This is a genomic window from Methylomonas methanica (assembly GCF_001644035.1).
Classification (GTDB): domain Bacteria; phylum Pseudomonadota; class Gammaproteobacteria; order Methylococcales; family Methylomonadaceae; genus Methylomonas; species Methylomonas methanica_A.
This window is the reverse complement of sequence record NZ_LUUG01000108.1, coordinates 24,139-37,205: the sequence shown is the minus strand read 5'-3', so window position 1 is coordinate 37,205 and position 13,067 is coordinate 24,139. Positions and strand designations below refer to the sequence as shown.

The window sequence follows — 13,067 nt, the reverse complement described above, 5'->3', positions numbered from 1 at the left end:
AAATGGCAACAGCCCCTAGTAAAAAGCAATCGTTCAGGCAAATAAATTTGCCTGAACGATTATTGAGAATTATGTTGTTTAATCCAGAAGGCCGTCGAGCTCAGATTTAGCCGCTAGTACATCCGGCAATTTTTCCTTAAGAAGTTGCTCAGATAGTCCTAAAAGTGCGGTTACTTGATTGGGTAGCGAGGCTATAATCTGATCTTCATTCAAATCCTGATCTTGGTAATCGCTGATTGCATGGGCAAGGAAAACCGCGCAAGCTAACTTATTAGGCGTCTCAGCTGCCAAAGGTTCAGCCGATTGTTCAATGGTTTCGACTAATTCGTCAGCAAATTTCCAGCGACGGCAAAGCTCCGCGCAGATCGCCGGGCTGGTATAGCCCAAGCGCCTTTTTTCAATTTCCAGTCTAACGTTGCCGTTTTTCACATGCTGATCGATTTCGTTGGCTTCTCGCGGACTCCCGATGTGAATCAGCAGGTTACCCAGATTGCTGATTAGCCCGGCGGTGTAGGCAATGTCGGTCGCCAGACATGCTTGGGCCGCGAACCATTTTGCATAACCTGCTGTGCGAAAACTATTCCGCCAGCTTTGTTTGACATCGAAATTATCCAATTGCGGTACTACGCTGACAATCCCGGATGCGACCACCAATGTTTTCAGCTGGTTCATGCCCAGCATGGTGATGGCTTCGTCTATAGAGCCAATTTTACGAGATAAACCAAAATGCGCGGAGTTGACCAAACGCAGGATTTTTAAAACAATTACTTGTTCCTTTTCCACGTTTTTGGCTATGTCGAGCATATCAGCATTGGGATTGTTTAACTGATTTATGATGGATCTTACGACTTCGGGTACTTGCGGAATTTTGTGGATTTGGTCGAACAGTTGGTTCATTTTTGTTGGCATGTCTTCATCCTTAAGCTACGAAATTGTAATTATTCTTAGTGAATTATAGCCAGCCTGGGCAAACAAACCTTATAAATTTAACACCGGTTCAGGGCTCGGCGCCGCCCTAATGCGGGTTACGCCGAGCCAAGCCGATAAAGGTATAGCTAGGTCTTAAAGTTTCCAACCATGGAGCGCAACTGGTTAGCCAGGTCAAGTAACTCGTGGCAGGCATCTGCGGTATTTTTCGCGCCTACCGAAGTTTCTTCGGATACCCGGCTGATATTGCTGATATTACGATTGATTTCCTCGGCAACCGCAGTTTGTTCCTCGGCAGCGCTGGCTATTTGGTTATTCATATCGTTAATGGTGTCGATACGTTCGCTGATAGTGGTAATGGAGCCGCCGGCGGATGCGGCTTGCTCCACGCTGGAGTTAGCGCGGCTTCTACCGTTTTCCATCACTGCCACGGCCTGTTTGGCGCGGTCCTGCAAACGTTCGATGGTTTTTTGGATTTCCAACGTCGAGTTTTGGGTGCGACTAGCCAATGTTCTGACTTCGTCGGCTACAACTGCAAAACCGCGACCTTGCTCGCCAGCCCGGGCCGCTTCTATCGCGGCGTTTAATGCCAGCAAATTGGTTTGCTCGGCAATCCCTTGAATGACCCCCAATACCTCGCCGATGCTGTTGCTGTCGTTTTCCAGTTCGTGAATGACGTTGGCGGCGTTTTCCACTTCAGAAGCCAAGCTGTTAATGCCATGCACGGCGTCTTTCACGATGTTTTTGCCTGAAGACGCCTCGCGATCAGCAATTTCCGCGGCTTCCGATGCTCTAACGGCATTTTTGGCGACTTCTTGCACCGTAGACGTCATTTGCTTCATTGCATTGGCTACCAAGGTGGTTTCGTGCAATTGCCGCTCGACACCGGCTTGGGTCGATTGGGTGATATTGGCGAGTTTGTGTGAAGAGCTGGCCAGCTTTTCACTGGTAGAGCTGATCTGATCGATGGTTTTGGCTATTTTGCGAACGAAAGTATTAAAACTCGATGCGATCCAGGCAAACTCCGATTTGCCGCTCGCATCCAGGCGAGCCCGCAGGTCCCCCTCACCACTGCCTATGTCTTGCAGCTTCAAAGCCAATGCTGTCAGTGGGCCTATGATGATTTTGCTCATCGTAAAGTAGCCGGTGAAGCCGATGATGATCAGCGTTATGCACAGGAAGCCGATAGCGTAAACGGTATTACTTTTAAGCTCGGCAAGGGCCACGCTGAATGGGGTGACGATTTCGAATGCGCCATGTAAGTCGCCGGCGCGGCGATTTTCCATCGGATAACCCAACAAATCCTGGCCCTTCTCGTTATTCCATAGGCTTTGCGATGTCTTGGGGTCGCCATGGCATATTTCGCATTGCTTGACCAATTTGACGGGGCGTAAATAGCGGACTTCCTGTTTTTCTTCGTCTACGTAGCTGTAGTCTTGCGCGGAAGGATTGCTTCTGAAAAACTCCAGAGCTTGACGTTCGATGTCATCGGCTGCGTTTCGAGGGTTTCTGGGGTTAAGAGACGGTGCTTTGAAGCGAAAGCCGTGCTCTTTTGCTTCTGCTTCGATGACGTCCCAGGCATTGGCGGTTGGCACGGTGGCGACGACCAGTTCTCTGGCTTTTGAGCTACCTTTTTGTTCGACCAATTGCATTAGTTGCTCAGGCGTGTAGATACCTGATTCCCATTTTTTTACAACATTGTCGCGGATTGATTCGGACAGCGTGAGTAATTGCCGTGAGGCTTTGATTTCCCGGTCAATCAGCTTTTGTTTCTCAAAGCTTGAGTAAACAACCAAAATCGCTATGCCTAAAAGCGTTAGCACCGACATGGTTATAGAAACCACCTTTACCCCTACAGAATGCCAGTTCATCATCAACATCCGAAACTCCCCTAAATACGCTTTAAATTTCTTGTATTAACCGTCTTTCCAGTACCATCCTGAAGACATGCCAACCGAGTATAGCTTACAATTTAGCGTCATCTATTCTAAAAACTTAACAACTATGCGGAAAATCAAGGTTTTGTTTGTGTGTATGGGCAACATCTGTAGATCGCCCACCGCGGAAGGCGTTTTCTCAAATTTAGTGTCTACAAGAAACCTGGCGGAACGCTTTCAAATAGATTCCGCAGGTACCCATGCTTATCACATTGGTGACGCGCCAGATTTACGCGCGCAAAAAGCTGCTCGCGATAGGGGGGTTGAATTGAAACATCTGCGGGCACGCAAGGTTGTATCCGCCGACTTTGAAGCGTTCGATCATATACTGGTAATGGACGACGAGAATCACGCCATATTAAAAGAAGCCTGTCCGGTTGATTTGAGTCATAAAATTCGGCACTTTCTTGATTACGCGCCGCACTTGAATCAACGCGAAGTGCCTGACCCTTATTACGGCGGCAGCTACGGCTTTGAGCGGGTGCTGGACATGGTGGAAGAAGCGTCCGCTGGGTTTTTACAGACACTGCAACAAACTGGCGAGTTGTGATTAATAGGGTAGGAAATAGTTTATGGCGATAATCTCGAATACAGTCAGTTACTTGGATCGCGATACGGTGCTGGAAGGTTTTTTTGCTTATGACGATGCGATTGTCGGGCAGAGACCGGTGGTGCTGATCCACCATGCTTGGGGCGGGAGAGACCAGTTTGTAGCTGACAAAGCTCTTAAGTTGGCGGGATTAGGTTATCTGGCGTTCGCGACCGATATGTACGGTAAAGGTGTGCTGGGAAGCAGCCCGGAAGAAAATGCGGCGTTGATGCAGCCTTTTATTCATGATCGAGCAAAATTGCAACAGCGCTTACTGGCGGCACTTTCCACAGTCAAACTGATGCCGTGGGCCGACAACGCTAGGATTGCGGCGATAGGCTTTTGCTTTGGCGGCTTGTGCGCGCTGGATTTGGCAAGGACGGGTGTCGATATTTGCGGGGTAGTATCGTTTCACGGTTTGCTGGGTGCGCCGGAAAACATTCCTAATCCCAGTATCAAAGCGAAGGTGTTGGTGTTGCATGGCGACGACGATCCAATGGCGTCCGCCGAGCAAGTTCTTGCCTTGCAAAACGAATTAACCAAGGCTGGTGCGGATTGGCAGTTGCATAGTTACGGTCATACGATGCACGCGTTTACCAACCCGGTGGCTAACAATCCCGGTTTTGGCACAGTTTATCAGCCGGTTGCCGACCGTCGTTCCTGGCAAGCCATGCAAAACTTTTTGACCGAGATTTTTGCCTGACGGCGGTCGTTGGCGTTTGCTATAATCGACGGCTTTATAAACCTGTTAGCAATGCTTAAATGGAATTGATGCTTCAGGCTAACCCGTCGATCGATAAGCTTTCGACTGCACTGGAACCACGGACCCATGTCAGACTTCGCTAAAGAAATTATCCCCGTCAATCTCGAAGATGAGATGAAACAATCCTACCTCGATTATGCCATGAGCGTAATTGTCGGTAGGGCACTTCCCGATGTTAGAGACGGCCTCAAGCCGGTGCACCGTCGCGTACTGTACGCGATGAACGAGCTTGGAAACGACTGGAACAAGCCTTATAAAAAATCGGCGCGTATCGTCGGTGACGTGATCGGTAAATACCACCCGCATGGCGACACCGCGGTTTACGACACCATGGTGCGGATGGCGCAACCCTTCTCTTTGCGCTACATGCTTATAGATGGTCAAGGCAACTTCGGTTCGGTGGACGGTGATTCGCCGGCGGCGATGCGGTATACCGAAGTGCGGATGGCTAAAATTGCCCATGAATTATTGGCTGACCTGGACAAGGAAACCGTGGATTTCGTCGCCAACTACGACGAGTCTGAGTCCGAACCCACGGTTATGCCCACCCGGGTGCCGACCTTGTTGGTCAACGGTTCCTCCGGTATCGCGGTCGGTATGGCCACCAATATTCCGCCGCATAATTTAAACGAGATTATCAGCGCTTGTCTGGCCTTGATCGAAAATCCCGATCTGACAATTCCGGAATTGATGCAAATCGTGCCGGGGCCTGATTTCCCGACCGCCGGCATTATTAACGGCGCGTCCGGTATCTTTGAAGCCTATGCCACCGGGCGCGGACGTATCTATTTGCGCGGCCGTAGCCATTTTGAAGACATAGGCGATAGCGGTCGCCAAGCCATCATAACCACCGAGCTACCTTACCAGGTCAATAAAGCCCGCTTGCTGGAAAAAATCGCCGAATTGGTTAAAGAAGGCAAACTGGATGGTATCTCGGGCCTGCGCGACGAATCCGACAAGGACGGTATGCGCATGGTCATTGAACTGCGTCGCGGCGAAGTGCCGGACGTGGTTTTGAATAATCTATACAAACAAACCCAAATGCAGACTGTGTTTGGGATCAATATGGTGGCGTTGTACGACGGTCGCCCGCATTTGATGGGGTTGAAAGAGATTCTGGCGGCTTTTGTCGATCACCGCCGCGAAATCGTCACCCGCAGAACCATTTATAACTTGCGGAAGGCGCGGGAAAGGGCGCATATCCTGGAAGGGTTGGCGGTTGCGTTAGCTAATATCGACGAAATGATTGAGCTGATCAAAGCCTCGCCTAACCCGCAAGAAGCGAAAGTGGGCTTGCTGGCACAGACCTGGAAAGCCGGCTTGGTTGCCGCCTTGCTGGATAGGGCCGACGCTGATCGTTCACGCCCCGATGATTTATCCGCTGAATTTGGCTTGGCCGACGGCGCCTATCGTTTATCAGAAGCGCAGGCGCAAGCCATCCTGGATTTGCGTCTGCATCGTTTGACCGGTTTGGAGCAAGAAAAAATCGTCAACGAGTACAAACAATTGCTGGAATTGATCGACGAATATTTGCATATTTTGGGTAACGATGTGCGCTTGATGGAAGTGATCCGCGAAGAACTGGAAGAAATCAGAACCCAGTACGGCGATGCCCGCCGCACCGAAATTGTTCAGGATTATTCCAATCTGTCCGCTGAAGATCTGATCACCGAAGAAGATATGGTGGTGACCATGTCGCACGAGGGTTACGTAAAAACCCAGCCGCTCAGCGATTATAAAGCTCAGCGCCGCGGTGGCCGCGGCAAATCGGCGACGGCGACCAAGGAAAACGATTTCGTCGAGAAATTAATCATCGCCAATACCCACGATACGATTCTGTGTTTCTCGTCGGCGGGTAAAGTTTATTGGTTGCGGGTATTCAATTTGCCGGTTGCCAGCCGGGCGTCGCGCGGTAAGCCCTTTGTGAATCTGCTGCCTTTGGAAGAGGGCGAGAAAATCAACGCGATGTTGCCGGTGCGTGAATATAGCGCGGATAAATACATTTTCATGGCGACTTCATCGGGCACCGTTAAGAAGACCCCATTGCCCGAATTCGAACGCCAGCGCAGCAACGGTAAGATCGCCATCGATTTGAATGAAAACGACACCTTGGTCGGTGTGGCGATTACTGACGGTCAGCAAAACGTATTGCTGTTCAGCAGTGACGGCAAAGCGGTGTGCTTCAACGAAACCGACGTGCGCTCGATGGGCCGAACGGCTACCGGGGTGCGCGGTATTCGCTTACAGGAAGGTCAAAAGGTCATTTCGCTGATCATCTCAACCGAAGGCACGGTGCTGAATATCACCGAAAACGGCTACGGCAAACGCACCAAACTGGAAGAGTTTACCCAGCATAGACGCGGCGGTCAGGGCTTAATCTCGATTCAAACCTCCGAACGTAATGGCGCGGTGGTCGGCGCGGTATTGGTCAACGATACTGATGAAATTATGTTGATCACCGACGGCGGCATATTGGTTCGCACTCGGGTCAAGGAAATTTCCGTAGTCGGCAGAAATACCCAAGGCGTTACGGTGATTCGTCTGGATAAGGGAGAAAGAGTCGTTGGCGTGGATCGAATCGATGGTCTGGGCGATGAAGACGACGACGCCGAAGGCGATATTGACGAAACCGATGTCCCAGCAGATAGCGCCGAATCTGGCGGAGAAGAGGAATAAGCATGGCAAGGATTTACAATTTTAGCGCCGGTCCGTCGATGATGCCGGAAGCGGTGTTGCTGCAAGTTCAACAAGAGATGTTGAATTGGCAAGATAGCGGCATGTCGGTGATGGAAATGAGCCATCGCGGCAAGCATTTCATGGCCATAGCCGAAGCGATGAAAAACGATCTGATTGAGTTGCTAGCCATTCCGGCCAATTATAAAGTGCTATTCCTGCAAGGCGGTGCCAGCGCGCAGTTTGCGATGATTCCGCAGAATATTCTGAACGGTAAAACCAAAGCCAGTTATGTAAATACCGGTGCTTGGTCTACCAGTGCAATCAAGGAAGCTGGCAAATATTGCGAAGTACAGCTTGCTGCTACCTCAGAAGCCGAAAAATTTACCACTATTCCAGCGTTCGATACCTGGAATATTGATAAAGACGCTGCTTATCTGCACTACACCTCCAACGAAACCATCCATGGCGTGGAATTTTCCGAAGTTCCCGATGCAGGTGATTTGCCGTTGGTGTGCGATATGTCATCGAACATATTGTCGCGTCCGGTCGATGTCAGCCGCTACGGCATTATTTATGCGGGTACGCAGAAAAACATGGGGCCTTCCGGCGTGACAGTAGTCATCGTTCGCGATGATTTGGTCGGCTTGGCACCGAAAACCGTACCTTCGGTGTTCGATTACCAGCAGCAAGCGAAAGCCGACTCCATGTTGAACACACCGGCTACCTACAACTGGTATCTTTTGGGATTGGTTTTGCAATGGTTGAAACAACAAGGCGGAATTTCAGCCATTGAGCAGCAAAATATTCGTAAAGCCGGCAAGCTATATCAAGCTATCGATCAATCCACTCTATACAGTAACCCTGTCGTTAAAGAGTACCGGTCCAGAATGAATGTACCTTTCGTGTTGGCTGATGCTGCGCTAGACAAAGAATTTTTGGCGCTTGCTGACAAAAGCGGTTTGGGTTCATTGCCCGGTCACCGTTCGGTCGGCGGTATGAGAGCAAGCATTTATAACGCCATGCCGGAAGCCGGGGTCGATGCCTTGATCGACTTTATGGCCGAGTTCGAGCGCACTCACTAGTTACCGGTATGACGGCAATTATTCCTCTGTCCGAGTTACGCGAACGTATCGATTCTATCGATAGGCAGCTGTTGCAACTGATTAATCAACGCGCCGCATGTGCGATCGAAGTAGCCAGAACCAAAATGGCCGAAGGCGAAACCGGTAGTTTTTATCGTGCGGATCGCGAGGCCCAAGTGTTACGCAAAATCAAGGAGTTGAATCCAGGGCCTTTGAGTGACGATGCTTCAGTGCATCTGTTTCGTGAGCTGATGTCGGCATGTTTGGCTTTGGAAAAGCCCTTGGAAGTGGCGTTTTTGGGTCCGGTCGGCACTTTTACCCAGCAAGCCACGTTCAAGCATTTCGGTCATGCCGTAAAGGGCATTCCGGTTGCGACTATCCCGGAGATTTTTCTGGCGGTGGAAACCGGACATTGCCAGTTTGGTGTGGTGCCGGTTGAGAACTCCACCGAAGGCGTGATCGCGCATACGCTGGACCGTTTTATGACCACCTCACTGCAAATTTGCGGCGAAGTGGAAATTCGGGTGCATCAAAATCTGCTCGGTAAAATGGATACTCTGGCGGCTATTAACGAAGTCTATTCGCATCAACAATCCTTGGCGCAGTGTCGGCAATGGCTAAATACTTATTTGCCTGGCGTGCCTTGCACGGCGGTGAGCAGTAACGCCGAAGCTGCCAGATTGGCGTCGTTGGATCACAATAAGGCTGCGATTGCCGGTTTAATGGCGGCCGAATTGTATGAATTGAACATCATCGAACAGCATATCGAGGATGAATCAAACAACACCACGCGCTTTATCGTAATTGGCAAACAGCAACCGGCATCCACCGGACTCGATAAAACCTCCATTTTGGTGTCCACCGGCAATCAAGCCGGCGCCTTGCATAAGATTTTGGGGCCGTTTGCCGAATACGGCATCAGCATGGCGCACATAGAATCCAGGCCATCGCGGCAGGGCTTGTGGGAATACGTGTTTTTTATCGATATTGACGGTCATCGCGACGATCCCGATGTCGCCAAGGCGCTGGAAACCCTGCAAAACAACGTCAAAATGTTGAAAATCCTCGGCTCTTATCCAAAAGCCGTCATTTAAATCTTAGGTCGATGAACAAATTTTTAGAACTTGCTATTGCCGGCGTTCAACAGCTGGTGCCTTACGTGCCGGGTAAACCGGTTGATGAATTGCAGCGCGAGCTGGGCATAGAAGAAGTCATTAAGTTGGCTTCTAATGAAAATCCTCTGGGTACCGGCGCTAAAGTCGCCGCAGCCATTCAAGCGACATTGCCCGAATTAACCCGCTATCCGGATGGTAGCGGTTTTGCGTTGAAAGCTGCATTGTCGGCTAAATTAAACGTGGCGCCAGAGCAAATTACCCTGGGTAACGGTTCCAGCGAGATCCTCGAACTGGTCATGCGCACCTTCGTTACGCCGGAATTGGAGGTAGTGTTTTCCCAGCATGCGTTTGCGCTGTATCCGATTCTAACGCAGGCCGTCGGGGCCAAAGCCAAAGTCGTGCCGGCTAAAAACTACGGTCATGATTTGACGGCGATGCGCGAACAGATTGGCTATAAAACGCGTCTGGTATTTATCGCCAATCCCAACAATCCGACCGGTACGTTGTTGGATAAAAACGAACTGGAAAAGTTTATCGCGTCATTGCCGGCCCATGTGTTGTGCGTATTGGACGAGGCTTACTACGAGTTTGTCGATCCTGCTGCTAGAACAGAATCATTGGATTGGCCGAATCGTTATCCGAATTTGATCATCGCTCGCACGTTTTCCAAGGCTTACGGCCTGGCAGGCTTGCGCATCGGTTACGGGATTTCCTCGCCGGATATCGCCGATTTGTTAAATCGCGTGCGTCAGCCTTTCAATTGCAGCATGCTGGCTTTAGCCGCAGCGGAAGCCGCACTGGGCGATACCGATTATCTGCATCAAACCGTGGCGCTTAACAACGCCGGAATGGCGCAGTTGACCGATGCCTTTAGGAAATTGGATTTACCGTGGATTCCTTCCTCCGGCAACTTCGTTTCTGTCGACGTTAATCAAGCGGCTTTGCCGATTTACGACGCCTTGCTGCGCAAGGGTGTCATCGTGCGGCCGGTAGCGAATTATGAAATGCCTAATCACTTGCGTGTGAGCATCGGTACCGAGCGCGAAAACTCGATATTTATAAACGCATTGCGCGAGGTGTTGAGCGGTGTTTAACCGCCTGTGTATCATCGGCATTGGATTGATAGGCGGTTCTATTGCCAGAGCCGCGCGTGCCCAAGGTTTATGCCATGAGGTTGTGGCATATGGCCGGGAAAAAAATCTGCCGAATATGCAGTTGGCTAAACAACTCGGCGTCATCGACCAGTTTTACACCGACATAGCCTCAGCACTGGAAAACACCGACTGCGTGATTGTTGCGACGCCTGTCGGCAGTATGCAAGTCATTTTCGAACAGATTAAGCCTTACTGGAACGCGGAAACAATCTACAGCGATGCCGGCAGTACAAAGGGTAGCGTGGTGTCTGCACTCGAAGCAGTTTTCGGCGCCGTACCCAGCAACTTCGTGCCGGCGCATCCGATTGCCGGTGCCGAGCGTAGCGGGGTGGATGCCTCGACCGTCGATTTATTTGTTAATCGCCGCCTGATACTGACGCCGTTAGCAAATACCGATAAACAGGCACTGGCAAAAATTCATTCATTTTGGGAAAAGATCGGCTCCAGTGTTTCGGTGATGTCGGTGGAGCATCATGACACCGTTCTGGCGGCGACCAGTCATTTGCCGCACATACTGGCCTTTGCATTAGTGGGTCTGTTGGGGCGCAAGGACGAACAGCGCGAGATATTTAAATACGCCGCCGGCGGTTTCAGGGATTTCAGCCGTATCGCTTCCAGCGATCCGATCATGTGGCAGGACATTTGTCTGGCGAACAAGCAGGAAATCGTGCCCTTGATCCGGCAGTTTCAAGCGGAATTAAGCAAAATAGAACAATTGCTGGTTGAGGATCAATCCGCGCAACTGTTCGAAACCTTTACGTATGCCAGAAATGCCCGGCAGCGTTTTCTCGATCAACAAGAAGACTAAGAAGATTAACATGTCACAAACCATTACTTTTCAAGTGCAGCCTGGCGGTAGCTTGCGCGGCGAAATCCGTGTGCCAGGCGATAAATCCATGTCGCACCGTTCCATTATGCTGGGCTCTTTGGCGGAAGGCGTCACGCATGTCACCGGTTTTTTGAATGCGGAAGATGCTATTTCGACCCTGGAAGCTTTTCGGGCCATGGGTGTGGAGATTGAAGGTCCGGTCAACGGTGAAGTGACGATACACGGCGTTGGCAAGCACGGTTTGAAGGCACCGGCAAAACCTTTGTATTTGGGTAATTCCGGCACCTCAATGAGACTGCTGAGCGGTTTGTTGGCCGGTCAGCCTTTCGATACGGTTTTGACCGGCGACAAATCGCTGGAATCGCGGCCGATGAAACGGGTCACCGTACCATTGGCGCAGATGGGTGCCGAGATTATTACGCAGGAAAATGGCACGGCGCCGCTGCATATCAAAGGCAAGGCCGGCAAATTACAGGGCATTCATTACGATATGCCCATCGCCAGCGCCCAGGTCAAATCCTGTTTATTGCTGGCGGGTATGTATGCGGAAGGCGAAACCAGCGTCACCGAACCTGCGCCGACTCGCGACCATACCGAGCGCATGTTGAATGGCTTTGGCTATCCGGTGCAACGCGAAGGTAGTACCGCCCGTATCAGCAATCAAGGCAAGCTAACTGCTGCGCGTATTGATGTGCCCAGCGATATTTCTTCGGCGGCATTCTTTTTAGTCGGTGCTAGTATCGCCCCGGATTCCGATGTGACTTTGCGTCATGTTGGTATCAATCCGACGCGCACCGGTGTAATCGATATTTTGCGTCTGATGGGGGCCAATATCGAAGTGTTGAACGAGCGGGAAGTGGGCGGTGAGCCAGTTGCTGATTTGCGCGTACGTTCTGCTTCCTTAAAAGGCATCAATATTCCAGAACATCTTGTGCCGCTGGCTATTGATGAGTTTCCGGTATTGTTCGTGGCCGCAGCTTGCGCGGAAGGTCAAACCGTTTTGACTGGCGCTGAAGAGTTACGAGTAAAGGAATCTGATCGAATCCAAGTGATGGCCGATGGTTTACAAATCCTCGGTGTCGATGCACAACCAACCAAGGACGGCATGGTGATAAACGGCGGTGGACATATCGGTAGTGGTGAAGTCGAGTCGCATGGCGATCACCGAATTGCGATGTCGTTTTCGATTGCCGGCTTGCGTGCTAACGGCCCGATCACTATCAGGGATTGTGCGAACGTGAATACCTCGTTCCCCGAGTTCCGTGCTTTGGCCACCCATCTAGGTTTAGCTCTGACGAGCTTTTAATATGCGAGTACCGGTACTGACGATAGACGGCCCTAGTGGCGCCGGCAAAGGTACAGTGAGCCGCGCTGTTGCAAAACTTCTTGGCTGGCATTATCTGGATAGTGGATCCATATACCGATCATTAGCGGTGGCTGTTTTAAAATCAGGCTTGGATTTGTCTGATATAGCTGCCATTTGCCGAGTCGCTGAAGCTATGTCGTTAGAATTCGATTGCGGCGAGGAGTTGGTCGTTAAGCTAGACGGCAGCGACATCACGAGCCAGCTTGGCACAGAAACCACCGGCAATACCGCGTCTATCATCGCCGCGTATCCGCAGGTGAGGGCGGTGTTATTGCAAAAACAAAAGGATTTTCAAAGACTTCCGGGCTTGGTTGCCGACGGGCGAGATATGGGTAGCGTGGTGTTTCAAGATGCCAAAATCAAGGTTTATTTAACCGCGAGCGCCGAGGAAAGGGCGCTTAGGCGATATAAACAGTTGATTGAAAAGGGGATTGATGCTAACCTTCCACAAATCACTCGGGAAATAGAAGAACGCGATTGTCGCGATCAGCAGCGAGCTGCGGCTCCGCTCACTGTGCCGGAAGGTGCGCATTATATCGATTCATCCTGTTTGACTATTCAGCAAGTGATTGATCAGGTAGTAAATTTAGTCGATTAGGACTAATGGCGGTTACCGAATTATTATCGGT

At 50.8% G+C, this 13,067-nt stretch carries 11 protein-coding genes; 9 read left to right on the top strand and 2 right to left on the bottom strand.

Going from position 1 to position 13,067, the window contains the following annotated elements; translation table 11 throughout:
- Window positions 1-78 precede the first annotated feature (78 nt).
- Window positions 79-909, bottom strand: a complete 831-nt coding sequence (locus tag A1332_RS20105; protein ID WP_064010208.1) for an HDOD domain-containing protein — start codon at window positions 907-909, stop codon at window positions 79-81.
- Window positions 910-1,055: 146 nt separating this feature from the next.
- Window positions 1,056-2,807, bottom strand: a complete 1,752-nt coding sequence (locus A1332_RS20100; RefSeq protein ID WP_064010207.1) for a methyl-accepting chemotaxis protein — start codon at window positions 2,805-2,807, stop codon at window positions 1,056-1,058.
- 124 nt (window positions 2,808-2,931) lie between these two features.
- On the opposite strand from A1332_RS20100, the gene A1332_RS20095 reads away from it, so the two are divergent.
- The 9 genes from A1332_RS20095 (at window position 2,932) to cmk (ending at window position 13,036) form a co-directional block, all read left to right on the top strand.
- Window positions 2,932-3,414 carry a low molecular weight protein-tyrosine-phosphatase gene (locus A1332_RS20095; RefSeq protein WP_064010206.1) on the top strand — a complete coding sequence of 161 codons (483 nt, stop codon included), beginning with the start codon at window positions 2,932-2,934 and terminating at the stop codon, window positions 3,412-3,414.
- A gap of 22 nt (window positions 3,415-3,436) precedes the next feature.
- Complete coding sequence (locus A1332_RS20090) at window positions 3,437-4,156, top strand: dienelactone hydrolase family protein (RefSeq protein WP_064010205.1); 720 nt, start codon at window positions 3,437-3,439, stop codon at window positions 4,154-4,156.
- A 126-nt stretch (window positions 4,157-4,282) separates the two neighbouring features.
- A complete protein-coding gene (gene gyrA, locus A1332_RS20085) occupies window positions 4,283-6,892 on the top strand; it encodes a DNA gyrase subunit A (protein WP_064010204.1) in 2,610 nt (869 codons plus the stop codon).
- A gap of 2 nt (window positions 6,893-6,894) precedes the next feature.
- Entirely contained in the window at window positions 6,895-7,974 is a 1,080-nt protein-coding gene (gene serC, locus A1332_RS20080; protein WP_064010203.1) for a 3-phosphoserine/phosphohydroxythreonine transaminase, read from the top strand.
- A gap of 8 nt (window positions 7,975-7,982) precedes the next feature.
- On the top strand, window positions 7,983-9,068 hold the full coding sequence (gene pheA, locus A1332_RS20075; protein WP_064010202.1) for a prephenate dehydratase: 1,086 nt from the start codon (window positions 7,983-7,985) through the stop codon (window positions 9,066-9,068).
- A gap of 11 nt (window positions 9,069-9,079) precedes the next feature.
- Window positions 9,080-10,183, top strand: a complete 1,104-nt coding sequence (gene hisC, locus A1332_RS20070; RefSeq protein WP_064010201.1) for a histidinol-phosphate transaminase — start codon at window positions 9,080-9,082, stop codon at window positions 10,181-10,183.
- Complete coding sequence (locus A1332_RS20065; RefSeq protein ID WP_064010200.1) at window positions 10,176-11,051, top strand: prephenate dehydrogenase; 876 nt, start codon at window positions 10,176-10,178, stop codon at window positions 11,049-11,051. The genes hisC and A1332_RS20065 overlap by 8 nt, the downstream gene beginning before the upstream one ends.
- A gap of 10 nt (window positions 11,052-11,061) precedes the next feature.
- Complete coding sequence (gene aroA / locus A1332_RS20060; protein WP_064010199.1) at window positions 11,062-12,378, top strand: 3-phosphoshikimate 1-carboxyvinyltransferase; 1,317 nt, start codon at window positions 11,062-11,064, stop codon at window positions 12,376-12,378.
- 1 nt (window position 12,379) lies between these two features.
- Complete coding sequence (gene cmk, locus A1332_RS20055; RefSeq protein ID WP_064010198.1) at window positions 12,380-13,036, top strand: (d)CMP kinase; 657 nt, start codon at window positions 12,380-12,382, stop codon at window positions 13,034-13,036.
- Window positions 13,037-13,067: the final 31 nt, after the last annotated feature.

Coding starts and splice junctions, on each gene's coding strand:
- A1332_RS20105 (WP_064010208.1), bottom strand. CDS start 909: ATGCCAACAAAAATGAACCAACTGTTCGACCAAATCCACAAAATTCCG.
- A1332_RS20100 (WP_064010207.1), bottom strand. CDS start 2,807: ATGTTGATGATGAACTGGCATTCTGTAGGGGTAAAGGTGGTTTCTATA.
- A1332_RS20095 (WP_064010206.1), top strand. CDS start 2,932: ATGCGGAAAATCAAGGTTTTGTTTGTGTGTATGGGCAACATCTGTAGA.
- A1332_RS20090 (WP_064010205.1), top strand. CDS start 3,437: ATGGCGATAATCTCGAATACAGTCAGTTACTTGGATCGCGATACGGTG.
- gyrA (WP_064010204.1), top strand. CDS start 4,283: ATGTCAGACTTCGCTAAAGAAATTATCCCCGTCAATCTCGAAGATGAG.
- serC (WP_064010203.1), top strand. CDS start 6,895: ATGGCAAGGATTTACAATTTTAGCGCCGGTCCGTCGATGATGCCGGAA.
- pheA (WP_064010202.1), top strand. CDS start 7,983: ATGACGGCAATTATTCCTCTGTCCGAGTTACGCGAACGTATCGATTCT.
- hisC (WP_064010201.1), top strand. CDS start 9,080: ATGAACAAATTTTTAGAACTTGCTATTGCCGGCGTTCAACAGCTGGTG.
- aroA (WP_064010199.1), top strand. CDS start 11,062: ATGTCACAAACCATTACTTTTCAAGTGCAGCCTGGCGGTAGCTTGCGC.
- cmk (WP_064010198.1), top strand. CDS start 12,380: ATGCGAGTACCGGTACTGACGATAGACGGCCCTAGTGGCGCCGGCAAA.